This window comes from Mycolicibacterium moriokaense (genome assembly GCF_010726085.1).
Taxonomy (GTDB): domain Bacteria; phylum Actinomycetota; class Actinomycetes; order Mycobacteriales; family Mycobacteriaceae; genus Mycobacterium; species Mycobacterium moriokaense.
In genome coordinates, this window is the sequence record NZ_AP022560.1 from 1,252,103 (window position 1) to 1,277,434 (window position 25,332).

Here is a 25,332-nt window from a genome sequence, read left to right on the forward strand (position 1 = left end):
AGCCTACCGTGTCCGTTCCATATATGTACCGCTGCGGTCGATATATTGACTCTTGTTAGAACGCGTTCTAGTTTCGACGTGTGTATTCGCAGCCACTGACCGACGCGATCGCCGAGGCGGAGAAGCTCGTCGCCGCCGCCCCCTTCATCGAATCCGAAGCCGACCTGCTGGAGGGCCTGCAATACCTGGCGGGCTGCATTTCGGCGTGCACGCATCTGGCGTTCGATTACGACCGCGACCATCCGTTCATGCATTCCGGGACGGGACCCTTCACGAAGATGGGCCTCGACAATCCCGACGCCATGTACTTCGGCACCCGCGTACTACCCGGATACGAGTACGTCGTCACGGGTAAGCGCGGCACCACGACCGACCTCTGTTTCCAGATGCTCGGCGGTGAGTACACCGACGACAACGTGCCGCCGAGCCAGATCGCGTTCGACGACCGTGAGCTCGACATCGACGACGACGGCTACTTCGAGTGGCGGGTCACGCCGACCAGCCCGTCGCAACTGGTGGTTCGCGAGGTCTACAACGACTGGTCCGCACAACGCGGCTACATCAGCATCGCCAGGACCGACACGGCGGGCACGGCGCCCCCACCGCTGACTCGCCAGCTGATCGAAAAGCGTTATGCCATCGCGGGTAAGCAACTCGTCCAGCGCGTGAAGACCTGGCTGCAGTTTCCGCAGTGGTTCTACGACACCCTGCCGGTCAACACGATGGTCGCTCCTCGGCTGACGCCGGGAGGTCTCGCGACGCAGTACTCGTCGGTCGGCCACTTCGATCTGGCGCCGGATCAGGCGATGATCATCACGCTGCCCGTTCCGGACGCTCCGTACCTGGGTTTCCAGCTGGGCAGTCTGTGGTACATCTCGCTGGACTATATCAATCACCAGACGTCACTGAACGGCACTCAGGCACAGGCGGATCCGGACGACAAGATCCGCTACGTGGTGTCGGATGCGAACCCCGGGGTGACCAACTGGGTCGAGACCCTGGGCCACCGCAGAGGGTATCTGCAGTTCCGTTGGCAGCGGTTGTCCCGCGAGCTCACCGAGGCCGACGGCCCCACGGTCGAGATCGTCGACATCGACAAGGTGGCCGCGGCGCTACCGTTCTACGAATCGAACAAGATCTCGGACGAGGACTGGCGCGCGCGGATCGCACTGCGCCAGAAGCAGATCGGCGACAGGATGGTGGGTTAGCGGTGCTCGATAACAAGGTTGTGGTGATCAGTGGTGTCGGCCCGGCGCTGGGGACCACGCTCGCCAAGCGATGTGCGGAGGCGGGCGCCGATCTGGTGCTGGCCGCCCGCACGGTGGAACGACTCGAGGACGTCGCCAAGCAGATCACCGACATCGGCAGGCGTGCGGTGACAGTCGGCACCGACATCACCGACGAAGCCCAGGTGGCCAACCTCGTCGAGCAGACGCTCGAGGCGTACGGCCGGGTCGACGTCTTGATCAACAACGCGTTCCGCGTCCCGTCGATGAAACCGTTCGCCAACACCACGTTCGAGCACATGAGGGACGCGATCGAGCTGACGGTGTTCGGCGCGCTGCGGATGATCCAGGGCTTCACGCCTGCGCTGGCGGAGTCGAAGGGCTCCGTCGTCAACGTGAACTCGATGGTGGTGCGCCACTCACAGGCCAAGTACGGCGCCTACAAGATGGCCAAGTCGGCGCTCCTGGCGATGTCGCAGACGCTGGCCACCGAACTGGGTGAGCAGGGCATCCGGGTGAACTCCGTGCTGCCCGGCTATATCTGGGGCGGAACGCTGAAGGGTTACTTCGAGCACCAGGCCGGCAAGTACGGCACCAGCGTCGAAGAGATCTACAACGCCGCCGCCGCAGGATCTGATCTGAAGCGCCTGCCCACCGAGGACGAGGTCGCCTCGGCCATACTCTTCATGGCCAGCGACCTGTCCAGCGGCATCACCGGCCAGGCGCTCGATGTCAACTGCGGGGAGTACAAGGCCTGATGACCGTACGGACCGATGTGGGTACCGTCGAGGATCTGCACGCGTCGGCGACGAAGGCGTGCGGCCTCGACGATTTCGGCGTCGACGACGACAACTATCGCGAGGCTCTGAGCGTGCTGCTGGAATCGTTCCGGCGCGACGCCAACCTGACCGAACTCGGCAGCAAGATGAACCGGTTCTTCGTGCGCAATGCGCTCGTGGCCCGGCTGGTATCCGAGGCGGCCTGGAAGCAGTACCCCGAACACGCCGACGTCGCCATCGAGCGGCCGATCTTCGTCACCGGGCTGCCCCGCACGGGCACCACCCTCATCCACCGGCTCCTGACCGCCGATCCGCGGCATCAGGGTCTGGAACTGTGGCTCGCCGAATTTCCGCAACCGCGTCCGCCGCGCGAGACATGGTCGGACAACCCGGTCTTCGCTCAGCTGGATGCACAATTCGCCAAGGCACACGCAGAGGACCCGGATTACACCGGCCTGCACTACATGACCGCCGACGAGGTGGAGGAGTGCTGGCAGCTGCTGCGTCAGTCGCTGCATTCGGTGTCCTACGAGACGCTCGCGCATCTGCCGACCTACTCACAGTGGCTCGCCAAACAGGACTGGACCAAACCGTATCGGCGGCATCGCAAGAACCTGCAGCTGATCGGTCTCAACGACGCCGAGAAGCGTTGGGTGCTCAAGAATCCGAGCCATCTGTTCGCGCTCGACGCGCTGCTAGATACCTATCCCGATGCGCTGATCGTGCAGTGCCACCGGCCGGCGGAGACCATCATGGCCTCGATGTGCTCGTTGGCGCAGCACACGACGGCAGGCTGGTCGACCACGTTCGTCGGTGCACAGATCGGCGAGGACGCCATGGAGACGTGGTCGCGAGGACTGCGGCGGTTCAACGCCGTCCGGGCCGACCATGACCCGGCGCAGTTCTGCGATGTCGACTACTTCGAGTTCGTCAAGGATCCGGTCGCCGCCGTCCAGCGGATCTACGAGTATTTCGGTATCGACTTCACCGAAGAGGCCCGCGCCGCGATCGTGGAGAGCCACGCCGAGAGTCAGAAGGGCCCACGCGCCCCGAAGCACACCTACTCCCTGGCCGACTACGGTCTGACCGACGATCAGGTCAAGGAGCGCTTCAAAGGTCTCTGACCTGCTCTGTGATGAGTTTGGGCCACATTTGATCTTGGTGCGTCATTCGGGCGGCACCGAGAACGCTCTCATGAGAAACTCCGCAAATGTGCCTTCGATCGGGCCGCAAGAAGTGAGCTCCCGTTGACCGAAACGTCGGACACGCTCACCAAGCGAGCCAGGGAACGTATTCGCTTCCGGCGCGCGCCTTCGACGTCGGAAACCCCAGACCCCGGCGCGTCGAGTACAGGGTTTCGCGCGGATATCGAGGGTTTGCGTGCTGTCGCGGTCATCGGTGTCATTCTTTTTCACGCTGGTGTGCCGGGTGTGGGCGGTGGATACGCCGGTGTGGACGTGTTCTTCGTCATCTCGGGCTTCCTCATCACCGGGATCCTCTGGCGTGAGGCAAGCGGTACCGGCACGATCCGGTTACGCCGGTTCTACGCAGCCAGGGCCCGACGGTTGCTTCCAGCGTCGGCCACGGTAGGCGTGATAATCGCGATCGGCGCGATTCTTGTGGTAGGCCCGCTGCAGTCCAAGAACATCCTTTTGGACGGGATCGCCAGTGCACTCTATGTCGGAAACTACCGGTTTGCGTTGGAAGGTATCGACTATCTGGGCGCCAACGCGCCGCCGTCGCCATACCAGCATTACTGGTCGCTCGGCGTAGAGGAGCAGTTCTACCTCCTGTGGCCCGCAATAATCATCGCGACCGCCTGGCTGATCCACCGTGCATCGCGGCGGGCCGAGCCTCGCGACAAGACATCGATCGGCCCCTACTTGTGGGTGCTTGGGCTTGTCGCAGCCATATCGTTTGCGGTCTCGTTGGTGGCCACTGAGGCGCTGCCTTCGGTGGCGTTCTTTTCACTGCCAACTCGAGCTTGGGAGTTGTCGGTTGGCGGTCTGGTGGCTCTCACCGTCGCATGGTGGCGCAAAATCCCGCCGTTGTTGTGCACGATCCTGGGCTGGGGAGGGCTGGTAGTGATCGTGTTGGCCTTCCTCGAATTGACAAGGGCAACACCCTATCCGGGTACTGCTGCACTCTTACCTGTGGTCGGCACGGCGCTGGTGATCGGCGCCGGATGTGCTGCGCCGTCTCGTGGGTGTGGTCGCATTCTCGAATTGGCTCCGATGCGGGCCGGCGGCCGGCTGTCGTATTCATGGTATCTCTGGCATTGGCCAGTGTTGCTGGTATTACTGTTCTTTCCGCCCTTCCTGGGCCGCCCGCTCTTACTCGCGCTGGTGCTCATCGTGGTGTCCGGCGGGTTGGCCTGGGTCACACTGCGCGTGATCGAGAACCCCTTCCGGTTTTCCCCGCGCTTGCGGCGGTCTCCCGCCCGCAGCCTGCTCGTCGGCGGAGGGTTCACCGCCGTTGCGGTTTGTGTGTGCATCGCCTTGCTGGTGTGGCTGCCTTCGCCTATAGGCCCTGGGCCTCCAGCCCCCACACTGACTGTGACTAGCGGCCCTGCCCCCACTGGACCGAACGTGGAGCCGTACGAAGCAGCTGTGCGAGATACCTACGCTCAGGTGCAGGCAGCCGTTGCGGCATCCGCCGATGTGAAGGAGGTGCCGTCGAACCTGGAGCCGACGCTCGCCAGCACAACAGAAGTAGTGCGAACGGCGCCCGGCCCTTTGTCGGGCTGTGTACGCGGCTTCTTCGAAACCGACCATCCTGAATGCGCGGTAGGCGACACTTCTTCGGCGACAACCGTTGCCCTGGTTGGTGACTCCAATGCCGGGATGTGGGCTCCACCGCTCAGGGAAGTCGCCGAGCAGCGTAAATGGCGGTTGGAACTACTGGCCAAGGCCGGTTGCCCGATGCTGGACATGACAATCTTCAATGGCACTCTTCGCCGCGACTACACCGAGTGCGACGAATGGCGTGAGCATATTGTCAGCCGGTTGAGGAAAGAGCGTCCGGAACTGATCGTGCTCGCGATATCTCGGCAATATGGCGCGAGCTATGACCAGACGTCAAACTACACCGCGTACGACGCCGTGTGGACCGAGAAGCTGACCGACCTGGTGCGAGGGTTCCGCGACACCGGCGCGAAAGTTTTGGTACTAGGCCCGATCCCGGACACGCGTATGTGGGTGCCGAACTGCCTCTCTCTACACCTCTACGACTCGACGCCGTGTTCACCGCCGACGTCTGCGGCGGTCAACCGGAAAGGCATCGACGCTGAAGCGGGCGCCACTCGGGCCGGGGGCGGACATTATGCGGATGTCACCGATTTGTTCTGTACCGCCGTGCGATGCCCCGCCGTTGTGGGTAACACCCTCGTCTACCACGACTTCAACCATGCGACGGGCCAATACACGCTGCTGTTGGCACCGGTGATCGGGGCGGTGGCAGAGCTTACATTGGTCGACGGCTGAGCGCAGTCTCAGGCCGTCGTATTGGCAAGGCTCTCAATGCGATCCAACGCCTCGGTGGCCAGGATGTGAACCGGGTAGCCACCCACTGGCCCACACGTCGAGATCTCGATCGCCGCGTTGTGCGCCGCCACAAACGTGCTGTCGCAGGCCCAGTCGCTGGCCTTGAAGGACCACAGCAGGATGTTGGGTGAGCTCGACGGCACCGGCGGCAGCAACGCGAAGTCATACGAGCGACCCTTCATGTCGGTGACTTCGAACCGCGTGCCCTGGCACGACTGTAGTGTCTGCTTCGCCTGCGACAGAGCCTTTTTCGCGTCGTAGTTCGCGCGATAGACGGCGACCATCTCCTCGATGTAGGTCTCACGGCCGAGCTTGTCGACCATCCAATGGCCGCCGTCCGTCGCCGCCGGGTCCGAATCGAAGATGAAGGGCGGGTCCACTTCCTTGGCGACGCCGCTGCACTCCTCTGGCGTGACGGTGGTGAACAGGTTGCCGTCGTACTTCTCGACACTGGGGCTCAACAGGTCAACGACCTGACCCGCGGTGATCGGTGCCACCGGGGGCGCCTTCGGTTGCGGATCGTCGATCACCTGGGTGCAGCCGCTCAGGACGACAGCGAGCAAGAGCCCACACCCGCGTGCCGCCACCATGGCTGCAAGTGTAAAAGCTAGCCGTCACCGGGTGCGGGCGCCGACGACATCTCCTCCAGGCAGCCTTCGGCGACAGCGTGTTTGATGCTGTCCGCCAGCCGCGGGCACGACGGCACCCGCGCCGGATCACCGCCTGCTGCCCGGATCTCGCTGAAGTAGGCACAGCGCCGTGTCGCTTCGGTGTTCCACTGGACCGAGGTGTGCGCGGGACCGAGTTTCTTCACGTCGACCGCCACATGACAGAACCTGCAATCGATGGATACCAGGCCCGATTTCAGGTAGCGCTCACGGTCGCGTGCGGTGGCCTCGCGAAGCGCCGCGGCACGATCCTCATCGAAAGTCGGTGCCTTGGACCAGGATCGGGGCCCGCCGGTGGGTTGCTCACCGCCGTGGTGGTGGTCGTCGTCATCATGGACGCCGTGCAGTAGCAGCATCGACCGTGCGAGCTGGTCGACATCCGGGACGTCCTTGCGAGGCGTCATGAGCTTGCTTGCTCGGCTCTTTCTTTCTCTTCAGCCTGTGCCTTCAGGTTCTCCTCCACCTCGACGTGCCACTTCTCGACGGCCGCCGTGGTGTCCACCTCGATCTCGAAGCGGTCGGTCATGTCCGGAGTGATGTCTGCGACGTCGACGTAGAACTGCTGATACCACCGGCGCATCTGGTAGACGGCGCCGTCCTCCTCGACCAACAGCGGATTCTCGATGCGCGTCTTGTGCTTCCAGATCTCAACGTCCTGTAGGAAGCCCTTGCTGACGCCTTCGGTGAACACCTCGGCGAGCCGGTTGGTGGTCTTCTCGTCGAGGCCCTTGGGCTTTTCGACGATGACCCCCCACTGCAATACGAAGGAGTTCTGCGTGACGGGGTAGTGACAGTTGATCAGGATCGACTCGGCCTTGTAGCCGGCGTAGGTGTTGTGCAGCCAGTTGATCATGAACGACGGCCCGAAGTAGGACGCCTCGGAGTCGAGGTGCGCCTCACCGTAGGTCGTGCCCATATCGCTGACGTCCGGCCGTCCGACGTTGTGCAGGTACTGCGAGGCGATGTGGCCCTCGAAGACGTTCTTGAAGTACGTCGGCAGGCCATAGTGGATGTAGAAGAAGTGCGCCATGTCGGTGACGTTGTCGATGATCTCGCGGCAGTTGCTGCCCTCGATGAGCATCGTGTTCCACCGCCAGTCGGTCCACTCGTCACTGGCGGCCTCGGGGATATCGGGGATGCGCACCTCGGGTTGGGGCGGGTTGCCCTCGTGGTCATGCCAGACGAACAGCAGGCCGCCGCGGACGTCGGTGTGCCACGCCCTGGTCCGGGCCAAGCGTGGGGTGCGCTTGGCGTAGGGGACCAGCTTGCACTTGCCGTCACCGCCCCAGCGCCAGTCGTGGAACGGGCAGGCGACCTCGTCGCCCTTGATCGTGCCCTGCGCCAGGTTGCCGCCCATGTGACGGCAGTAGCCGTCAAGGATCTTGATCTCGCCCTTGGAGTCCGCGAAGACCACCAGCATGGTGCCGAAGATCTCCACGCCGTGCGGCTTGCCGTCCAGGTAGTTGTTCACCGGGCCCAGGCAGTGCCAGCCGCGCGCGAATCGGTCCGGAAGTGTTCCGGTGTCGATTTCGCGAACGCCTGCTGTTTCGGTAGTCACGGTGGGCCTCCCGTTTCTGTGTCGCTAACTAGAACACGTTACAGTTTTTCCCGGGCAGGGCGCAATCTAAACGCATCTACCTGCCTCTTCGCGTAAGCGCCGATCACGAACTGCGGTATATCTAGATGATGCCGCTGTACTCCTTCGAGGGTCGATCACCGGTCGTCGACCCCAGTGCTTTCATCGCCCCGACCGCGACCCTGGTCGGTGACGTGCACGTCGAGGCGGGTGCGTCGGTCTGGTTCAACGCTGTGCTGCGAGGTGACTACGCGCCGATCGTGGTCCGAGAGGGCGCCAACGTGCAGGACTGCTGCGTCCTGCACGCCCCGCCAGGCATCCCCGTCGACGTCGGTCCCGGCGCCACCATCGCCCACGGGTGCGTCGTACACGGCGTACACATCGGCGCCCAGGCGGTGCTGGCCAACCACTGCACCGTCCTCGACGGCGCAGTCATCGGCGCGCGCAGCCTCATCGCCGCCCATTCACTGGTCATCGGCGGCACCAAGATCCCCGATGAGGTGGTGGTGACCGGTGCACCCGCCAAGGTTCGAGGACCCGTCGCAGGCACGGGCGCTCAGATGTGGGTGGACAGCAACCCCGGGGCCTATCAGGACCTGGCGCGGCGCTACCTCGCCGGCCTGCAGCCCGTCGAGGAAAGCTGACGCTACTGGGGCAGGCCGGTCCGTAACGCGATCTCCTGCATCTTGCCGATCTTGACGACGAAATCGTCGGTCGTCGCGTCGCCGAGCGCACTCTGGAACTCCAGCCGCACCAAGGCGGGTCCCAGCGTGAACAGCAGCAGCGTCGCGGACTTCGAGCCGTCCGGGGACGTGCCGACTGCCATGGTGCCGTCCGTACCGACCGGAGCCGGGGTCGGCGTTGCGCCGACGACCGCCTTGTCGATATTGGGCAAGGCCTGGCGCAGTGTGGTGGACGCCGTCGCGGCATCGGGATAGATCACCACGGTGTCGATGATGGCGCGGGTGTCCTCCTCGTTGACGAACAGGGCACTCGCTCCGGGCAGCCCGCCCGGGTTGGCGGACGTCGAGCGCACCGCGAAGGTGTCCTCGGCGTCGCTGAGGTCGCCGGGCTGAAGCAGCAGACGGCTGTAGTCGACGTCCTTGCCGTCGTCGTCAGCGTCCTTGGTGGTGGTCGGAGCGGCCTGTGCTGAGGTCGTCGACGCGGGCAGACTCGGAAATCCCGTGGCCGGCTGCGGCTGGTTGCCGGTCTGCTGACAGCCGGCGACGGCGACGCACATCAACGCCGCGACCGCGGCGGCCGACATCGACTTCAAACGTGTGTGTTGGCGATGGTCAGACATTGCGATCGTTTTCGTTTCGTGGCTGTGCTGGATGAGGTTCAGGTCAACACCGACGGTACCGACCTGGCCGGCGCGGGCCGCGGTACGGTGGCGGGATGACGATCGGGCAGGTCGCGCAGCTGTGGCGATATCCGGTCAAGTCGCTGGGCGGCGAGCGCATCGAGATCGCCGACATCGGCGGGCGCGGTGTGCGCGGCGACCGCCTCTGGGCAGTGCGCGACGTGGAGCGCGACGTCACCTCGACGGCGCGGCGAGTGCCTGCCCTGCTGGGTGCGACCGCACGCTACGTCGATGGCGTGCCCGCAGATGCCGGGCCGGGTAACGCGCCCGAGGTCGCGATCACCTTTCCCGACGGCACCGTCCTGTCCAGCAGTGACCCCGGAGTGCACGCCAAGCTGTCCGAGCTCGCGGGCCGCGAGATGCGGCTCACGTCACTGCCGCCCGCCGAGGACACCAGCCTGCACAAGCTGAGTCGCGACGAGCGCGAGAACATGTCGATCGCGGCCCTGCGCAAGGACTTCGGCGTCACCGACGACGAGAAGTTCCCGGACATGTCGATGTTCCGGGTCACCGATCTCGCGACACTGTCCCGGTACTCGACCCCACCGGGCATGTTCGTCGACCTGGCTCCGGTCCACGTCATGACCCAGACGAGCCTGGACACCATCGGCGCCGAACTGGGCGGCGACGACGTCGATGTCCGCCGCTTTCGTCCCAATATCCTGCTGGCGCTCGACGATTCGAACGACGGCCTGCCCGAGTCGCAGTGGACCGGCGGGCAGCTCTGCATCGGCGGGGTCGTGCTCGAGGTGACGATGCCGACGATCCGCTGTGTGGTGCCGAGTCGCGCCCAGCCCGGTTTGGACGTCGACCGTCGCATCACCAAGGCCGTCGCCGGCCGGGCGGGCCGCTGCCTGGGCAGCTACTGCTGGGTGAAGTCCGACGGGGCGGTACGTGTCGGCGACCAGGCGATGCTGCAGGAGAGTGGGCATCGCGGGCTCACCGACGCGGCCCGTCGCGCCAAGCGATTCGCCTTCGGTGTCGCGACGTCTGCGATGGAACGGCTCGGACGCTAGATCTTGCGTGCGCTCGCGGTGGCCTTGTCGAGCTCCCAGAATGCCCGCAGCGCAACGATCTTGCCCTCGTCGTTCACGCGATAGGTGAACACACCCTCGGCCTTGACCTCGTAGCCGGCCGCCCTGATCACGATGTGGCCGACGTTGGCCTCCTCGTTGCCGCACTGATAGGTCTTCTCGAAGTTGAAGGTCAACTCGCTCGGTGCGATCGCCATGTCGTAGAACTTGGCGATCGCCTCCTTACCGCGGTGGCCCTTGCCTTCGGGGTCGAAGTGCGACGGTCCGATCGGATCCTCGACGATGGCGTCGTCGGCGAAGTTGGCCAGCCACGCTTCCTTGTCGTGGGCGATCGCCGCCTCCCGCGAGCGCTTGCCCGCCAGGTGAACCGGTGCCTGCGGGTTGGTGACCGACATGGTCAGTCCTGCCATCCCGAGTGGATGTACGTCTCGGCGAAACGCTTGAGCGCGTCCTTCTTCTGCTCCACCGGCGCGTCGAATCCGAGTCCTTCGAACACCCACGGCATCCCGATCCAGTCGGTGACACCGGCCGCCACGAGGTCGCGGTGCCCGTCGACGCCGAACTTGTCGATGCAGACGGCCTGGTACTCGAACGGGTCGTCGCCGCGGCCGGCCTCCGCCAGCATCTTCTTGAGCTTTCCGATGGTCTCGGCCAGTTGGTCGCAGGTCATCATCGCGCTCGTCCAGCCGTCGCCGATCCGCACGGCCCGCTTCAGCGCGACGTCGGTGTGGCCGCCGACGTAGAACGGCACCGGCTCCGACGGCGCGGGACTCATCTGCAACCTGTCGAAGTCGTAGAACTCGCCGTGGAACTCGACCATGCCGCCGCCGAGCACCAGCTTGATCACGTCGATCATCTCGTCCACGCGCTTACCGCGCTTCGCGAAGGGCACCCCGCACCACTCGAATTCCTCCGGCGCCCAGCCGATTCCGACACCGAAGCCGAACCGGTTATTGGTCAGGTTCGCCACCGAGCCGACCTGACGGGCCAGCAGCAGCGGATTGCGTGAACCGAGCTTCATCACGTTGGTGTAGAACCGAAGCTTCGACGTCACCGCGCCCATCGCACCCGCGAGGATCAGTGGGTCGACCCACGGGGTGTTCTCATCCCACATCCGTGAACCGTCGGCGGTGTATGGGTAGGCCTCCGACTGCTTCTCCATGTAGAAGATCGAGTCGGGCAGCGCGATGTTGTCGAAACCGAGCTCCTCTGCGGTCTTGGCGATCTCGATGAGCTGGTCGAGCGGGCTCATCGCCACGCTGACGGTGTACTTCATGCGAGTCATTGCTCGGCCGCCGGCTTATCGGAACTGACCACCCACATCGAGAAGTACTGTGCACCACCGCCGTACGCGTGACCGAGCGCCTTGCGGGCACCCTTCACCTGGTGGTCGCCCGCCTTGCCCATCACCTGGATCGCTGACTCTGCGAACCGGATCATGCCCGAAGCGCCGATCGGATTCGACGAGAGCACGCCGCCGGATGCGTTGAACGGAATCCGGCCGGTGATCTCGGTTTCGCCTGCCTCGGTGAGCTTCCAGCCCTCACCCTCGGGCGCGAAGCCGAGGCTTTCCAACCACATCGGCTCGTACCAGGAGAACGGCACGTACACCTCGGCCGCGTCGATCTCGTCGATCGGGCTCTTGATCCCGGCGTCCTTCCACAGCGCGGCGGCGGCGTCGCGGCTGGCCTGCGGGTTGACCTGGTCACGGCCCGCATACGCCAGGGGTTCGGTGCGCAGCGAGGTGGCGTGGATCCATGCCACGGGGTGACCGTCGGCAACCCGGGCATCGGCGGCCGCCTCGTCGCCGATCACCATCGCCGCTGCGCCATCCGACGACGGGCAGGTCTCGTCGTAGCGGATCGGATCCCACAGCATCGGTGATTCCAACACCTTCTCGACGGTGATGTCGGGCTGGTGTAGATGCGCCAGCGGGTTCTTGGCGCCGTTGCGCCGGTCCTTCACCGCCACCATCGCGCCGATGTGGCTCGGGGCGCCCGAGCGGCGGATGTATGCGCGCACGTGCGGGGCGAAGTAGCCACCCGCCCCGGCTCCGACCGGTTTGGTGAACGGCACCGGAATGCTCAACGCCCACATGGCGTTCGACTCCGACTGCTTCTCCCAGGCCATCGTCAGCACGCGCTTGTACTTGCCCGATTGCACCAGGCTGGCCGCGACGATCGCGGTGGACCCGCCCACCGAGCCGGCGGTGTGCACGCGGATAAGCGGCTTGTTCGTCGCGCCCGTGGCGTCGGCCATGAACAACTCCGGCATCATCACGCCTTCGAAGAAGTCGGGTGCCTTGCCCACCACCACGGCGTCGATGTCGGCGAACGTCGAACCGGAGTCCTGAAGCGCCCTGTCGATGGCTTCGCGCACCAAGCCGTTCATCGACACGTCCTTGCGCTTGGCGACGTACTTCGTCTGCCCGGTGCCCAGCACCGCTGCGAGTTGCTTGGCCACTACTTCCCCTCCAGGACTGCGACGAGATTCTGTTGCAGCACAGGGCCGCTGGTCGCGTGGGCGAGCACGCGCTGCGCCGACCCGTCGAAGATGTGCCGGGCGGCGAAGCCGATCCGTTCGAGGCCGGCCGAGAACATCGGGTTGGCTGACAGCGCGCCGCCGGACGGATTGACCGTCGTCGTCGACGGCAGCCCGATCGCCTCGGCGAGGATCAACTGCTGGTGGCTGAACGGGGCATGGATCTCGGCCACTTCGATCGAGGCGGCGTCGCCGCCCGTCGCCGCCTGCGCAGACGCCGCCGTCGAGGGTGAGGTCGTCAGGTCACGCGCACCGAGTACGGGGGTTTCGATGCGGTGCTCGATGCCGGTGATCCAGGCGGGGTTCTCCCGCAACTCGCGAGCCCTGTCGCCCGCGGCGAGCACGATCGCCGACGCGCCGTCGGTGATCGGCGCGATGTCATGGCGCCGAAGCGGGTCGGCGAAGAACGGTCGCTCGAGTAGTTCGTCGATGCTCTTGGCCGGTTTCTCCGAATCGGTGCGCCCTGCCGCGGCGAACGCGTCGAGTGCGACCTGAGCCATCTGCTCGGCGGTCCACTTGCCGGCGTCCAGACCGAGCCGCGCCTGCAGGCCCGCCATCGACACCGAATCCGGCCACAGCGGCGCGACGGTGTAGGGGTCGGTCTGCAGCGCGAGCACCCGGCGAAGGTTGCCCGCCGAAGACTTGCCGAAGCCGTAGACCAGCGCGGTCTCGACCTGGCCGGTGAGCAGTTTGATGTAAGCCTCGTAGAGCGCCCACGCCGCGTCCATCTCGACGTGCGACTCGTTGATCGGCGGCACTGCGCCGATCGAATCGATCGCTGAGATGAACGAGAAGGCCCTGCCGGCAAGGTAATCCGACGAGCCCGAGCACCAGAATCCGATGTCGGTCTGCTTGAGGCCGAGTTCTTCGTAGAGCTGGTGGAAGCACGGCATCAGCATTTCGACGCCGTTGGTGGTGCCTTCGGTGCGGCGGACGTGGGGTGCGTGCGCGAAGCCCACCACTGCTACATCTCTTGAGCTAGTCATCAATAGAGCCCTTTACAGGTGGTGCTTGTAGGAGTCGTAGTCCGCATCGGGTTCACCCGTCGGCCGGAAGTAGTCGATGTTGTCGATGCCGAGGCCCCACTCTTCGCGCGGCTTCCACACCGCTTGGACCCGCATGCCCATCCGGACGTCGGCAGGATCGATCTCGGTGACCAGATGCAAGAACGGGATGTCCGCGCCGTCGAGCAGCACGTAGGCCGCGACGTAGGGCGGCTTGATGCGCTGCCCGGCAAAGGGGATGTTGATGATCGCGAACGTCGTCACCGTGCCCTTGTCGGGAAGTTCGACGAACTGGTCCAGCTGCTTACCCGTCGCTGGATCAGCCTCGCGCGCAGGGAAATAGACCTTGCCGTCGTCGCCGGTGCGGGCACCGAGCAGCTTGCCCTCCTCGAGGGCACGCAGGAACGCGCTCTCGGGAAGCGATGCGCTGTGCTGGATTTCGATCGCCGTGGGAACGACGACCATCGTCACCGGGTCCCGGTCATCGGTCACGTCCGGAGCGTTCTCGGCCTGGTCACCGAGCGCGAAGTAGGCGATATCGGTGATTGCGCCGACGGGTTCGTCGACCCAGTGCGCATGCACGCGGGCGCCGGTGCTGATCTGGTCGGCGGAGCCGGCGTCGACGGCATGAAGCATGGGCGTGTCGGCCCCGTCGAGCTTCACCAATGCCCACGCGAACGGACGGTCCAGCGGCTGGCCTTCGAGTGGCTCCGGCTGCCACGTCCAGGACACGACCGTTCCGACGCTGCTCACCGGTACGATCTCGGTCAATTCCGCATAGGTGACCGGGTCGTACTCGGCAGGGGGCACCAGCACCCGACCGTCCGAACCACGCACGCCGACGATGCGTCGGTCGCGCAGCGCAGTGAAGAACTGGGACAGGAGTGGACCGACTGAACGGGTGTAGTCGAATGAAAGTTTCAACGGTGCCGAAAGTGGCGGCTCATGCTGATCGATCTGCACCGGGCTGCTTTGGCTGGTGGTCACGGCATCGAGTAGAACAGGTTCTAAGAATGGTTTCAACCACGGGTCGGAAGGCGATCTAATGAAGCTGGGACTTCAGCTGGGATATTGGGGCGCCAAGCCGCCCACCAACGACGCAGAATTGGTCGCCGCGGCCGAGGAGGCCGGGTTCGACACCGTGTTCACGGCCGAGGCGTGGGGCTCCGACGCCTTCACGCCGCTGGCCTGGTGGGGGCGGGAAACCACGAGGATGCGGCTGGGCACCTCGGTCGTCCAGCTGTCGGCCAGGACGCCGACCGCATGCGCGATGGCCGCGCTGACGCTCGATCACCTCTCCGGCGGCAGGCACATCCTCGGGCTGGGGGTGTCCGGACCGCAGGTGGTCGAGGGTTGGTACGGGCAGAAGTTCCCGAAGCCGCTGGCCCGCACCCGCGAGTACATCGACATCCTGCGTCAGGTGTGGGCCCGCGAGGCTCCCGTGCACAGCGACGGCCCGCACTACCCGCTGCCGTTGACCGGTAAGGGCACGACGGGGCTGGGCAAGAACCTCAAGCCGATCACCCACCCGTTGCGGGCCGATATCCCGGTGATGCTGGGCGCAGAAGGTCCGAAGAACGTCGCGCTGGCCGCTGAGATCTGCGACGGCTGGCTGCCCATCTTCTACTCGCCGCGGATCGCGGGCATGTACAACGAATGGCTGGACGAGGGTTTCGCGCGCCCCGGCGCGCGGAACACCCGGGAGACCTTCGAGATCTGCGCGACGGCCCAGGTGGTCGTCACCGACGACCGTCCTGCGGTCATGGAGCTGATGAAGCCGCACCTGGCGCTGTACATGGGCGGGATGGGCGCCGAGGACACCAACTTCCACGCCGACGTCTACCGCCGAATGGGCTACGCCGAGGTCGTCGACGACGTCACCAAGCTGTTCCGCAGCGACCGCAAGGACGAGGCGGCCAAGATCATTCCCGACGAGCTGGTCGACGACTCCGCGATCGTGGGGGACCTCGGCTACGTGCAGGAACAGATCAAGGCGTGGGAGGCCGCGGGCGTGACCATGATGGTCGTCGGCGCGCGCTCCGTCGAACAGATCCGGGATCTCGCTGCGCTGGTGTGAAATTCGGGTAGACACTTCCTTGCTAGTTGTCTAGTCCGCGTTCTAGATTGACCCGATGACTGCTTCGCAGTACACGATCGCCGGCACGGTGCTCACCATGCCGGTACGGGTCCGCAAGGCGACCCAGCACATGGCGATGTTCTCCGTCGATGCCGACGCGGCTCAGGCGATGATCGACTACAGCGGTCTGAACGTGTGCCGGTACCGGCCGAACCGCGCGATCGTCGTGCTGATGCTGATGCGCTACATCGACACCGATCTCGGCGAGTACTACGAGTACGGGACCAATGTGATGGTCAACCCGCCGGGGTCGGACGCGAAGGGGTTGCGCGCGCTGCAGTCCGCCGGGGCGTTCGTCCACCACCTACCCGTGGACCAGCCGTTCACCCTCGAGGCGGGGTGCACGATCTGGGGTTACCCGAAGGTGATGGCGGATTTCACGATTCGCGACGGTAACACCTATTCGTTCGACGTCACCATCGACGGACAGTTCGCCGTCGGCATGGACTTCAAGCCCGGCCTGCGGGTGCCATCGGCCTTCACGTCCCGGCCACAAGCGCACCCCACCTACTCGTACCGCGATGGTGTCCGCCGTCAGACCCTCGGCGAGATGTCGATGACCGACGTGCGCTACCGCCCGGGTGGTGCAACCGTCCGACTGGGCGGGCATCCGTACGCGAAAGAACTCGCGTCGCTGGGTTTTCCGAAACGTGCGCTGGTCTCCAGTTCGGCTGGCAACGTGGAGATGTCGTTCGCAGACGCGCAGGAGGTGTGACATGGCAGCCCCAACATCGACGAAGCCGGATGTCGATCTGACCGATGGCGCGTTCTACGCCGGCGACTCTCGGTCGGTCTACAAGTGGATGCGTGAGCACGAGCCGGTCTTCCGGGACCGAAACGATTTGGCCGCCGCCGCGACGTATCAGGCGGTGATCGAGGCCGAGCGTCAGCCCGAGATCTTCTCCAACGCAGGCGGTATCCGGCCCGACCAGCCGGGCGTGGAGATGATGATCGAGATGGACGACCCGCAGCATCTGTTGCGGCGCAAGCTCGTCAACTCAGGTTTCACCCGCAGACGGGTCAAAGACCTTGAGCCGTCCATCAATACGCTGTGCGACACGCTGATCGACGCGGTGTGCGAGCGCGGCGAGTGCGATTTCGTCTGGGACCTCGCTGCGCCGTTGCCGATGGCGGTCATCGGCGACATGCTCGGTGTGCGTCCGGAAGAGCGCGAGATGTTCCTCAAGTGGTCCGACGACCTCGTCAGCTCGTTGAGCAGCACCGCGGACGAAGCGGACATCCAGGTCACGATGGATGCGTTCGCGACCTACAGCAATTACATGATGGGCATGATCGAGGCCCGCAAGAAGGAGCCGACCGACGATCTGGTCAGCGTCCTGGTGCACGCCGAGGTCGAGGGGTCCAAGCTCGAGGACCACCAGATCGTCACCGAGGTGCTGCTGCTGTTGATCGGCGGCGACGAGACGACGCGTCACACGCTGTCGGGCGGAACCCGGCAGCTGCTGCTCCACCCGGAGGCGCACCAGCGGCTGATCAACGACCTCGACCTGTTGCCGAATGCGATCGAAGAGATGCTGCGGTGGACGGCGCCGGTGAAGAACATGGCGCGAACCCTCACCCGCGACATCGAGTTTCACGGCGCCTCCCTCAAAGAGGGCGAGAAGATCATCCTGCTCTTCGAGTCGGCCAACTTCGACGAGAAGGTGTTCGAGAACCCCGATGAGTTCAACATCGACCGGTATCCGAACAACCATCTCGCGTTCGGCTTCGGCACCCACTTCTGTCTGGGCAACCAACTCGCTCGACTCGAGCTGTCGATCATGCAGACGAAGCTGCTGCAGCGGCTACCGGACCTGCGGCTGGCCTCCGCCGAGGAGCTTCCACTTCGGCCTGCGAACTTCGTCTCGGGGTTGGAGCGGATGCCGGTGAAGTTCACGCCGACCAAGCCCGTCCTGCGCTAGCCCGTGCTGAGCTAGCGCGAGCAGACGCCAAACCCCCCAAAATCAGCCCAAATAGCGGGTTTTCGCGTCTGCTCGCGGGGGGAATGGGGGAATGCGGCTACTTCATCTTGAAGTTCGGCGCGCGCTTCTCCTTGAACGCCAGCGGACCTTCCTTGGCGTCGTCGGACAGGAACACCTCGATACCGATCTTCGTGTCGATCTTGAAGGCTTCGTTCTCGTGCAGGCCCTCGGTTTCGCGGATCGTCTTCAGGATGGCCTGCACCGCAAGTGGTCCGTTGTTGTTGATCACCTCGGCGATCTCCAACGCTTTCTCCAGCGCCGTGCCGTCCGGCACGACATAGCCGATGAGTCCCATCTCCTTGGCCTCGGCGGCGGTCAAGTGACGTCCGGTCAGCAGGATGTCGCATGCGAGGGTGTAGGGGATCTGGCGCACGAGGCGAACCGCCGAGCCGCCCATCGGGTACAGGCTCCACTTCGCCTCCGAGACCCCGAACTTGGCGCTCTCGCCCGCGATGCGGATGTCGGTGCCCTGCAGGATCTCGGTGCCACCGGCGATGGCCGGGCCCTCGACGGCGGCGATCAACGGCTTGGTGAGCCTGCGACCCTTGAGCAACGCGTCGATACGGGACGGGTCGTAGCTGCCGTCCTTGAAGGAGTCGCCCGGCGGCTTGGCTGTCGCCGCCTTGAGGTCCATCCCTGCGCAGAAGTAGCCGCCCGCGCCGGTCAGGATGCAGGAGCGGATCTCGGGATCGTTGTCGACGCGGTCCCATGCCTCGACCATGAGCGAGAGCATCTCGGTGGACAGCGCGTTGCGCGCTTCCGGCCGGTTCAGCGTCAGGATCAGGGTGTGTCCGCGCTGCTCAATGAGGGCGTCAGGCCCTTTTGCCGGTTTTTCTTCGTCGCTCACGAACTAGTCCGCCTTCCAGCGTCGATGCCACAGACTTGTCTCGAAATGTAACACGTTCTAGTTTAGGTCTCGTGGCCTTGAACATCGCTGATCTTGCCGAGCACGCCATCGACGCCGTGCCAGACCGTGTCGCCCTCATCTGCGGCGACGAGCAGCTCACCTACGCACAGCTCGAGGAGAAGGCGAACCGCCTGGCGCACTACCTCCTCGACCAGGGCGTCAAGAAGGACGACAAGGTCGGGCTGTACTGCCGAAACCGCATCGAGATCGTGATCGCGATGCTGGGCATCGTGAAGGCGGGCGCCATCCTGGTAAACGTCAACTTCCGCTACGTCGAGGGCGAGCTGAAGTACCTCTTCGACAACTCCGACATGGTCGCGTTGGTGCATGAGCGCCGCTACGCCGACCGGGTCGCCAACGTGCTGCCCGAGACGCCGAACGTCAAGACCATCCTGTCGGTGGAAGACGGCAGCGACCCAGAAGATGGGGACTATCAGCGCTACGGCGGCGTCGAGTTCTACGCCGCACTCGAACAGGGTTCACCCCAGCGCGATTTCGGCGAGCGCAGCCCAGACGACATCTACCTGCTCTACACCGGCGGTACCACCGGATTCCCCAAGGGCGTCATGTGGCGTCACGAGGACATCTACCGGGTGTTGTTCGGCGGCACCGACTTTGCGACGGGCGAGTTCGTCAAGGACGAGTACGACCTGGCCAAGACCGCCGCGGAGAATCCGCCGATGGTCCGCTACCCGATCCCGCCGATGATCCACGGCGCCACGCAGTCGGCGACCTGGATGTCGATCTTCTCGGGCCAAACAACCGTGCTGGCACCGGAATTCGACGCCGACGAGGTGTGGCAGACGATCGAGAAGCACAAGGTGAACCTGCTGTTCTTCACCGGCGATGCGATGGCGCGCCCGCTGCTCGATGCGCTGACCAGGCTGCACGACGCCGGTAGGGAGCCCGATCTCTCGAGCCTGTTCCTATTGGCAAGCACCGCCGCACTGTTCTCCACGAGCATCAAGGAGAAGTTCCTCGAACTGCTGCCCAACCGAGTGATCACCGACTCGATCGGCTCGTCGGAGACGGGCTTCGGCGGCACGAGCATCGTGGCGAAGGGGCAGTCGCACACGGGCGGACCGCGGGTGACGATCGACCACCGCACGGTCGTGCTCGACGAGGACGGCAACGAGGTGAAGCCGGGCTCCGGAGTGCGCGGGATGATCGCTAAGAAGGGCAACATCCCGATCGGCTATTACAAGGACGAGAAGAAGACCGCCGAGACGTTCAAGACCTTCAACGGCATCCGCTACGCGATTCCCGGCGACTATGCGGAGGTCGAGGCCGACGGCAGCGTGACGATGCTCGGCCGCGGTTCGCAGTCGATCAACAGCGGCGGCGAGAAGATCTACCCAGAAGAGGTGGAGGCCGCTCTCAAGGGCCATCCGGACGTGTTCGACGCGTTGGTCGTCGGTGTCCCCGACGAGCGCTTCGGCAACTGCGTCGCCGCCGTCGTACACCGTAGGCCGGGCACCAACCCGACGTTCGCCGAACTCGACGCGTTCGTGCGCCAGGAGATCGCGGGATACAAAGTGCCGCGCAAGATCTGGTGGGTCGACGAGATTCACCGGACTCCGGCGGGCAAGCCCGACTACCGGTGGGCCAAGGACATCACCGAGGAGCGACCCGCCGACGAAGTGCACGTCAACCATGTGGGGTCGTCCAGATAATGCGCACGGATCTGTGTGACCGCTTCGGCATCGACTATCCGATATTCGTCTTCACGCCGTCGGAGAAGGTCGCCGCCGCGGTCAGCAAGGCCGGCGGACTCGGTGTGCTCGGCTGCGTGCGGTTCAACGACGCCGATGACCTCGAGCGCGTGCTGTGCTGGATGGACGAGAACACCGACGGCAAACCGTACGGCGTCGACGTCGTGATGCCCGCGAAGGTGCCGCAGGAGGGCACCGTCAGCGACATCGACAAGCTGATCCCGCAGGGGCACCGCGACTTCGTCGCCAAAACCCTTGCCGATCTGGGTGTTCCGCCGCTGCCCGAGGATGAGGAGCGCAACACCGGCGTCCTCGGCTGGCTGCACTCGGTGGCCCGCTCGCACGTCGAGGTGGCGCTGAAGCATCCGATCAAGTTGATCGCCAACGCGCTCGGCTCACCGCCGAAGGACGTCATCGACCAGGTGCACGCTGCGGGTGTTCCGGTGGCGGCCCTGGCGGGCAGCGCGAAGCATGCGCAACGCCACGTCGACAACGGCGTGGACATCGTCGTAGCGCAGGGCCACGAGGCGGGTGGCCACACCGGAGAGATCGGCTCCATGGTGCTGTGGCCGGAAATCGTTGATGCACTTGATGGTAAGGCACCGGTACTGGCTGCCGGCGGTATCGGCACCGGGCGTCAGATGGCCGCCGCGCTCGCACTCGGGGCACAGGGCGTGTGGATGGGTTCCGCGTTTCTGACGTCGGCCGAATACGACCTCGGCCACCGTAAGCCGTCCGGTATCTCGACGATCCAGGAGGCGCTGCTGCGCGCCAACTCAAGCGATACGGTGCGTCGCCGGATCTATACGGGTAAGCCCGCGCGGCTACTGAAGTCGCGGTGGACCGATGCGTGGGATGCGCCGGATGCGCCTGAGCCGCTGCCGATGCCGCTGCAGAACATCCTCGTCAGCGAAGCCCATCAGCGGATGAACGAGTCCGACAATCCCGATACCGTCGCGATGCCGGTCGGCCAGATCGTCGGCCGGATGAACGAGATCCGACCCGCCGCCGACATCATCGCCGAACTCGTCGCCGGTTTCGAAGAAGCTACTAGGCGGCTCGACGACATCCGCGACAGCTAGTCAGAATCCGATCTTCGTCTGTTCGTCGATGACGTTCGTCGCCGCGCCGACGATCTCGCCCTGGTCCTCCAGGCCGTCGGCGTTGAGCTGCAGCACATAGAGGCCGTCGGCGCCGGGGATCACGACGGTCTTCTGGGCGACGATCTTGGTCAGGCCCTCCGACTTCCAGGTGCCACCGAGTTGGTAGGCCGGGTAGTCGCCCAGGGTGCTCGTCTCACCTTCGTTCGATGCCTCCCAGCCCGGCAGGTTCTGCAGTTCGCCGGGAGCCAGATCGATGATGGCCTGGGGGTCGACGTTTCCGGTCAGCTTCGACAGCAGGGCAACGATGCTCGGCGAGTACTCGGCGGCCTCGGGTCCGGTGTAGACGATGGCCCCGTACGCCCAGTCCGGAGTGTCCTCACCGGCCGGCTCCCAGCCTTCGGGGATCGGCAGGTCGATGATCGGTGCGCCGGGATCGCCCTGTTTGACCTGAGTCTCCTGGATTTTGTTGTCGACGATGTAGCTGGCGATCGTGGGATTCGGGCCTGCGGCATCCTCATCGCGCGGCGCCACCTTGGCCGTCGTCTTGGGCGCGGCCTTCACGCTCGTCGTCGTGGTGGTCGTCGTCTCCGATTCGGACTTGCTCGGTTCGGTTTTGGTGTCCGAGCCGCAGCCCGACAGCACGAGTGCTAAAGCGGCGGCCAGGGTGGCCACTCCCGTGATCGCGGTGCGCCTCATCAGTCAACTCCTGTCGTCGGGCACGTAGTGCTGCGAAGCGTAGTCCAAAAAGCGCCCTGTCAAGGGCGAGTAGATTTACTCAATCTGATTTCTGCACACCGCCGACATGGCGTCGACGGCACCACGATTCGCCTGAGGAGACGCGTGTGGTCACGTTAGACCGATTGGTGAACGTGCTCGGGGGCTATGGTGTCCAACTGCGCTTCTGCCCGATACCGCGCTCCAAAGAACTCGGCAGTGTCGTGATGCACGAGGTGGCGGGGGGCCGCACGGTGATCGGCGACGTACTCCTGGCCGTCGGCGCGCGTTCTGTCGACGAAGCCCTGCGGTGGGCGGCATCGGCGCACGCGGTCGTCGTACTCCTGCGTGACTCCGATGCCGACACCACCTTCGCCGGGATCGCCGAGGGTATTGCGGTGATGGTCGTCGATGACACGGTGTCCTGGAGTGAGCTCAGCGCTGTCGTCTTTGGATTGGTGCTCGAAGGTCGTGAAACCGAATCCGGCCGCGGCCCAACCGATCTGTTCGCACTCGCCGACAGCCTGGCCGAGGCGACACGAGGCGCGGTGACCATCGAGGACCCGTTGTCACGGGTCCTTGCTTATTCCAGCATGCAGCAGAACGCCGACCCGGCGCGAGTCGCGACCATCATGAACAGGCAATCACCGGAGAGCCTGCGCGAATTCTTCGAGAACCGAGGGGTTTTCGCGTACCTCGCGACTTCTGACGAGCCACTCTTCGTCGATCCGGACGCCCAGCACGGAATGTCGGGCCGCATGGTTGTCGCGGTGCGGTCGGGGCGAGAACTCATGGGGTCGGTGTGGGTGGCGTGTGAAAAGCCGCTGAAGGAACCGGAACGGACTGCGTTGGCGGACGGTGCGCGCACGGTCGCCCTGCATCTGTTGCGGTCCCGTGCCAGTGCGGACTTGGAGCGTCAGGTCGAGTCCGACTTGGTGCTCCGGTTGTTGAACGGAAGCCCTGATGCGGCGGCGTCTGCCAGCAGGCTCGGCCTGCCGCAGGATTTGATGCGAGTCATCGCGGTGCAGGCATTCATCGACGCGGATCGCGACGCGGGTCTGCTACTGGCGTTCGAGCGGGCAACCACCGGATTCGGGTGGTCGCGTCCCGGCCGAAGTGCGCTCTCCGGCAACACGGTTTACACGCTGTTGCCCGGCGAGGAGGTGGCCGCGGCTCGGAGCTGGGTCGGGGGTTTGCAGGCGTCGCTGCCCGATCGGTTCACCGTATTGGCCGGCATCAGCAAGGCGGCTACAGCGACCGATCTGCCCGCGGCGCGACAAGAGGCCGACGAGTGTCTCGCGCTACACGAGGCCAAGCCTTCCAATGCTCTTCCACCTGCGTACGACGAGTCGTGGGACGAGATTCTTTTGCAGCGCCTTCGGACCGCGGCAAGCTCTGGCCGGACCCCGGATCGGGGGCCGGTGGCGGAGCTGCGACGCCACGACGCCGAACACGGCACCGACTATGTGGCGACATTGAGGGCCTGGCTGGAGGCGCTGGGGGATCCTGCCGATGCGGGCAACCGTCTTGGGGTGCACGAGAACACCGTGAGGTACCGACTGCGCAAGATGGGTGAGATCACCGACCTACAGCTGAGTGACGCCGGTAAGCGTTTGGCAATGATGATCGAACTCGCCGCCACCGAAAGCGCCTGACCAGCCCCTTTGTCGATCCGCGACAACGGCAGCTCTGGTGGTTGTCCCGTTGCGGCAACCACTTCGGTGACGGGCTGGGCCACCGTGGAGTCGTTGAGTCATTCGACAGGGTGGAGGTAGGCAATGGTCGGCGGGGAGCGTTTCGACGGCGGTCCGCGGTCGGCGGTCGTGGTCGGCGCGGGCATCGTCGGATTGTCGACGGCATGGTTCCTGCAGGAGAGGGGGGTCGACGTCACAGTCGTCGACCGCACCGGCGTGGCCGCGGGAGCTTCCTGGGGCAACGCCGGCTGGATCGCACCCGCACTGACGATGCCGCTGAACTCACCGAAGCTGCTTCGGTACGGTCTGCGCTCGCTGCTCGACCGGACCGCCCCGCTGCACATCCCGTTGGCCGCGGACAGTTCGCGATGGCAGTTCCTGCTGCAGTTCGCCGCCAACTGCCGCCCGTCGACGTGGCAGCGGGCGGTACGCGCCAACGTACCGCTCAACGAGGAATGCATCGAAGCGTTCGACGTGCTGATCGCGAACGGGGTGGACGCACCCGTGACCGATGCTCCGATCACCGCGCTGTTTCGTTCGACGCACCACGCGGAAAAGATGATGGCCGAACTTCGCGCGATCCAACGCGCCGGTCAGTCCTTGTTCGTCACGGGACTGTCCGGTGAGGCGTTGCGCGAGCAGGTGCCTCTGGCATCGCCACAGATCACCGCGGCGATCAACATCAACGGTCAGCGCTACGTCGACCCAGGACGTTTCGTCACAGCTCTCGGAAGCGCAGTTCGACAGCGCGGGGCGGCCATCCTCAAGCAGGAGGTGCGCGGAGTCTTCAGTTCCGGCAACGGGGCAAGGGTGGTGCTGCACAGCGGTGAGCCGCTGGTCGCGGACGCGGCGGTGATCGCGACGGGCGCCTGGTTGTCACGCCTGGCGGGCTCCCGACTGCGCGTACCGGTGGCGGCGGGGCGCGGCTACTCGTTCACCGTGCCCGTGGACCGGCCCCTACCCGGGCCGATTTACCTGCCGGATGTGCGGGTGGCGTGCACTCCCCACCACGGTGCCCTGAGGGTCGCGGGCACGATGGAGTTCCGCCATCCCCATGAACCGGTGATGGCCGAACGTGTGGGTGCGATCGTCGCCTCTGCGAGTCCGCTGCTGGAAGCGGTGCGGTGGGCCGAGCGCAGCGACATCTGGGTCGGTCCGCGTCCGATCACTCCCGACGGCCTGCCGTTGATCGGTGAGATGTCCCGCAACGTGTACGTCGCAGGGGGGCACGGCATGTGGGGTCTTGCGCAGGGGCCTATCACCGGCCGACTGCTCACCGAACAGATCACGACCGGCAAGCAACCCGAAGCGCTGCAACCATTCGATCCGCTGCGGCGCGCTGTCACCTGA

The 25,332-nt window shown here is 65.1% G+C and carries 24 protein-coding genes; 13 read left to right on the top strand and 11 right to left on the bottom strand.

The window, feature by feature from the left end; all coding sequences use genetic code 11:
* Positions 1–80 precede the first annotated feature (80 nt).
* The 4 genes from G6N43_RS06045 to G6N43_RS06060 all read left to right on the top strand — a co-directional run bounded on the left by G6N43_RS06045 (position 81) and on the right by G6N43_RS06060 (position 5,487).
* Entirely contained in the window at positions 81–1,208 is a 1,128-nt protein-coding gene (locus G6N43_RS06045; RefSeq protein WP_083156680.1) for a hypothetical protein, read from the top strand.
* A 2-nt stretch (positions 1,209–1,210) separates the two neighbouring features.
* Entirely contained in the window at positions 1,211–1,984 is a 774-nt protein-coding gene (locus tag G6N43_RS06050) for an SDR family oxidoreductase (protein WP_163658022.1), read from the top strand.
* The gene (locus tag G6N43_RS06055) at positions 1,984–3,129 is read left to right on the top strand and encodes a sulfotransferase family protein (protein WP_083156679.1); all 1,146 of its coding nucleotides are present in this window, start codon (positions 1,984–1,986) and stop codon (positions 3,127–3,129) included. The genes G6N43_RS06050 and G6N43_RS06055 overlap by 1 nt, the downstream gene beginning before the upstream one ends.
* A gap of 123 nt (positions 3,130–3,252) precedes the next feature.
* Entirely contained in the window at positions 3,253–5,487 is a 2,235-nt protein-coding gene (locus G6N43_RS06060; RefSeq protein ID WP_275989907.1) for an acyltransferase family protein, read from the top strand.
* An 8-nt stretch (positions 5,488–5,495) separates the two neighbouring features.
* On the opposite strand, the gene G6N43_RS06065 is transcribed toward G6N43_RS06060, so the two are convergent.
* From G6N43_RS06065 to G6N43_RS06075, 3 genes are read right to left on the bottom strand one after another with little or no spacing between them, the layout of a single operon-like run.
* Complete coding sequence (locus G6N43_RS06065) at positions 5,496–6,137, bottom strand: sensor domain-containing protein (RefSeq protein WP_083156678.1); 642 nt, start codon at positions 6,135–6,137, stop codon at positions 5,496–5,498.
* A 17-nt stretch (positions 6,138–6,154) separates the two neighbouring features.
* On the bottom strand, positions 6,155–6,619 hold the full coding sequence (locus tag G6N43_RS06070; RefSeq protein ID WP_083156677.1) for a hypothetical protein: 465 nt from the start codon (positions 6,617–6,619) through the stop codon (positions 6,155–6,157).
* Positions 6,616–7,773, bottom strand: a complete 1,158-nt coding sequence (locus tag G6N43_RS06075) for a 3-ketosteroid-9-alpha-monooxygenase, oxygenase component (protein WP_083156676.1) — start codon at positions 7,771–7,773, stop codon at positions 6,616–6,618. The genes G6N43_RS06070 and G6N43_RS06075 overlap by 4 nt, the downstream gene beginning before the upstream one ends.
* 128 nt (positions 7,774–7,901) lie before the next feature.
* Here G6N43_RS06075 and G6N43_RS06080 point away from each other — a divergent pair, with 128 nt between their 5' ends.
* Positions 7,902–8,435: a gamma carbonic anhydrase family protein gene (locus G6N43_RS06080; RefSeq protein ID WP_083156723.1), complete on the top strand. Its 534-nt coding sequence runs from the start codon at positions 7,902–7,904 to the stop codon at positions 8,433–8,435.
* A 2-nt stretch (positions 8,436–8,437) separates the two neighbouring features.
* Here G6N43_RS06080 and G6N43_RS06085 read toward each other — a convergent pair whose 3' ends face one another.
* Entirely contained in the window at positions 8,438–9,058 is a 621-nt protein-coding gene (locus G6N43_RS06085; protein WP_179967974.1) for a hypothetical protein, read from the bottom strand.
* 131 nt (positions 9,059–9,189) lie between these two features.
* On the opposite strand from G6N43_RS06085, the gene G6N43_RS06090 reads away from it, so the two are divergent.
* Positions 9,190–10,170 carry an MOSC domain-containing protein gene (locus tag G6N43_RS06090; RefSeq protein ID WP_179967975.1) on the top strand — a complete coding sequence of 327 codons (981 nt, stop codon included), beginning with the start codon at positions 9,190–9,192 and terminating at the stop codon, positions 10,168–10,170.
* On the opposite strand, the gene G6N43_RS06095 is transcribed toward G6N43_RS06090, so the two are convergent.
* The 5 genes from G6N43_RS06095 to G6N43_RS06115 are packed head-to-tail and all read right to left on the bottom strand — an operon-like array spanning position 10,167 to position 14,720.
* Complete coding sequence (locus G6N43_RS06095) at positions 10,167–10,583, bottom strand: nuclear transport factor 2 family protein (protein WP_083156721.1); 417 nt, start codon at positions 10,581–10,583, stop codon at positions 10,167–10,169. The genes G6N43_RS06090 and G6N43_RS06095 overlap by 4 nt on opposite strands.
* 2 nt (positions 10,584–10,585) lie before the next feature.
* Positions 10,586–11,473, bottom strand: coding sequence for a TIGR03619 family F420-dependent LLM class oxidoreductase (locus tag G6N43_RS06100; RefSeq protein ID WP_179967976.1), 888 nt, complete (start codon positions 11,471–11,473; stop codon positions 10,586–10,588).
* Positions 11,470–12,651: a thiolase family protein gene (locus tag G6N43_RS06105; RefSeq protein WP_083156672.1), complete on the bottom strand. Its 1,182-nt coding sequence runs from the start codon at positions 12,649–12,651 to the stop codon at positions 11,470–11,472. Before G6N43_RS06105 ends, G6N43_RS06100 begins: the two co-directional genes overlap by 4 nt.
* Positions 12,651–13,715, bottom strand: coding sequence for a thiolase family protein (locus G6N43_RS06110; protein ID WP_083156671.1), 1,065 nt, complete (start codon positions 13,713–13,715; stop codon positions 12,651–12,653). Before G6N43_RS06110 ends, G6N43_RS06105 begins: the two co-directional genes overlap by 1 nt.
* A 12-nt stretch (positions 13,716–13,727) precedes the next feature.
* Positions 13,728–14,720, bottom strand: a complete 993-nt coding sequence (locus G6N43_RS06115) for a Zn-ribbon domain-containing OB-fold protein (RefSeq protein WP_083156669.1) — start codon at positions 14,718–14,720, stop codon at positions 13,728–13,730.
* A gap of 58 nt (positions 14,721–14,778) precedes the next feature.
* On the opposite strand from G6N43_RS06115, the gene G6N43_RS06120 reads away from it, so the two are divergent.
* Genes G6N43_RS06120 through G6N43_RS06130 form a run of 3 tightly spaced genes read left to right on the top strand, consistent with a single transcriptional unit; the run spans position 14,779 to position 17,792 of the window.
* Positions 14,779–15,810, top strand: a complete 1,032-nt coding sequence (locus tag G6N43_RS06120) for an LLM class F420-dependent oxidoreductase (RefSeq protein WP_083156667.1) — start codon at positions 14,779–14,781, stop codon at positions 15,808–15,810.
* Between the two features lie 55 nt (positions 15,811–15,865).
* Complete coding sequence (locus G6N43_RS06125) at positions 15,866–16,585, top strand: acetoacetate decarboxylase family protein (protein ID WP_083156666.1); 720 nt, start codon at positions 15,866–15,868, stop codon at positions 16,583–16,585.
* A 1-nt stretch (position 16,586) separates the two neighbouring features.
* A complete protein-coding gene (locus G6N43_RS06130) occupies positions 16,587–17,792 on the top strand; it encodes a cytochrome P450 (protein WP_083156664.1) in 1,206 nt (401 codons plus the stop codon).
* A 97-nt stretch (positions 17,793–17,889) separates the two neighbouring features.
* Here G6N43_RS06130 and G6N43_RS06135 read toward each other — a convergent pair whose 3' ends face one another.
* Positions 17,890–18,699: a crotonase/enoyl-CoA hydratase family protein gene (locus G6N43_RS06135; protein WP_083156663.1), complete on the bottom strand. Its 810-nt coding sequence runs from the start codon at positions 18,697–18,699 to the stop codon at positions 17,890–17,892.
* A 71-nt stretch (positions 18,700–18,770) separates the two neighbouring features.
* Here G6N43_RS06135 and G6N43_RS06140 point away from each other — a divergent pair, with 71 nt between their 5' ends.
* Positions 18,771–20,432 (top strand): medium/long-chain-fatty-acid--CoA/3-oxocholest-4-en-26-oate--CoA ligase, encoded by a 1,662-nt coding sequence (locus tag G6N43_RS06140; RefSeq protein WP_083156662.1) that lies wholly within the window; start codon positions 18,771–18,773, stop codon positions 20,430–20,432.
* Positions 20,432–21,553, top strand: coding sequence for an NAD(P)H-dependent flavin oxidoreductase (locus tag G6N43_RS06145; RefSeq protein WP_083156660.1), 1,122 nt, complete (start codon positions 20,432–20,434; stop codon positions 21,551–21,553). Before G6N43_RS06140 ends, G6N43_RS06145 begins: the two co-directional genes overlap by 1 nt.
* Here the strand turns inward: G6N43_RS06145 and G6N43_RS06150 are convergent, their stop codons facing one another.
* A complete protein-coding gene (locus G6N43_RS06150) occupies positions 21,554–22,270 on the bottom strand; it encodes an envelope biogenesis lipoprotein LpqN (protein WP_083156658.1) in 717 nt (238 codons plus the stop codon).
* Between the two features lie 146 nt (positions 22,271–22,416).
* Here G6N43_RS06150 and G6N43_RS06155 point away from each other — a divergent pair, with 146 nt between their 5' ends.
* Together G6N43_RS06155 and G6N43_RS06160 are read left to right on the top strand one after the other, a co-directional pair.
* The gene (locus tag G6N43_RS06155; RefSeq protein WP_083156656.1) at positions 22,417–23,943 is read left to right on the top strand and encodes a PucR family transcriptional regulator; all 1,527 of its coding nucleotides are present in this window, start codon (positions 22,417–22,419) and stop codon (positions 23,941–23,943) included.
* A gap of 123 nt (positions 23,944–24,066) precedes the next feature.
* A complete protein-coding gene (locus tag G6N43_RS06160) occupies positions 24,067–25,332 on the top strand; it encodes an NAD(P)/FAD-dependent oxidoreductase (RefSeq protein WP_083156654.1) in 1,266 nt (421 codons plus the stop codon).

Excerpts from the sequence above, each read along its gene's own strand:
- G6N43_RS06100 (WP_179967976.1), bottom strand. The coding sequence starts at position 11,473 with ATGACTCGCATGAAGTACACCGTCAGCGTGGCGATGAGCCCGCTCGAC.
- G6N43_RS06070 (WP_083156677.1), bottom strand. The coding sequence starts at position 6,619 with ATGACGCCTCGCAAGGACGTCCCGGATGTCGACCAGCTCGCACGGTCG.
- G6N43_RS06145 (WP_083156660.1), top strand. The coding sequence starts at position 20,432 with ATGCGCACGGATCTGTGTGACCGCTTCGGCATCGACTATCCGATATTC.
- G6N43_RS06095 (WP_083156721.1), bottom strand. The coding sequence starts at position 10,583 with ATGTCGGTCACCAACCCGCAGGCACCGGTTCACCTGGCGGGCAAGCGC.
- G6N43_RS06160 (WP_083156654.1), top strand. The coding sequence starts at position 24,067 with ATGGTCGGCGGGGAGCGTTTCGACGGCGGTCCGCGGTCGGCGGTCGTG.
- G6N43_RS06055 (WP_083156679.1), top strand. The coding sequence starts at position 1,984 with ATGACCGTACGGACCGATGTGGGTACCGTCGAGGATCTGCACGCGTCG.
- G6N43_RS06090 (WP_179967975.1), top strand. The coding sequence starts at position 9,190 with ATGACGATCGGGCAGGTCGCGCAGCTGTGGCGATATCCGGTCAAGTCG.
- G6N43_RS06130 (WP_083156664.1), top strand. The coding sequence starts at position 16,587 with ATGGCAGCCCCAACATCGACGAAGCCGGATGTCGATCTGACCGATGGC.
- G6N43_RS06120 (WP_083156667.1), top strand. The coding sequence starts at position 14,779 with ATGAAGCTGGGACTTCAGCTGGGATATTGGGGCGCCAAGCCGCCCACC.
- G6N43_RS06065 (WP_083156678.1), bottom strand. The coding sequence starts at position 6,137 with ATGGTGGCGGCACGCGGGTGTGGGCTCTTGCTCGCTGTCGTCCTGAGC.
- G6N43_RS06110 (WP_083156671.1), bottom strand. The coding sequence starts at position 13,715 with ATGACTAGCTCAAGAGATGTAGCAGTGGTGGGCTTCGCGCACGCACCC.
- G6N43_RS06080 (WP_083156723.1), top strand. The coding sequence starts at position 7,902 with ATGCCGCTGTACTCCTTCGAGGGTCGATCACCGGTCGTCGACCCCAGT.
- G6N43_RS06125 (WP_083156666.1), top strand. The coding sequence starts at position 15,866 with ATGACTGCTTCGCAGTACACGATCGCCGGCACGGTGCTCACCATGCCG.
- G6N43_RS06085 (WP_179967974.1), bottom strand. The coding sequence starts at position 9,058 with ATGTCGGCCGCCGCGGTCGCGGCGTTGATGTGCGTCGCCGTCGCCGGC.
- G6N43_RS06150 (WP_083156658.1), bottom strand. The coding sequence starts at position 22,270 with ATGAGGCGCACCGCGATCACGGGAGTGGCCACCCTGGCCGCCGCTTTA.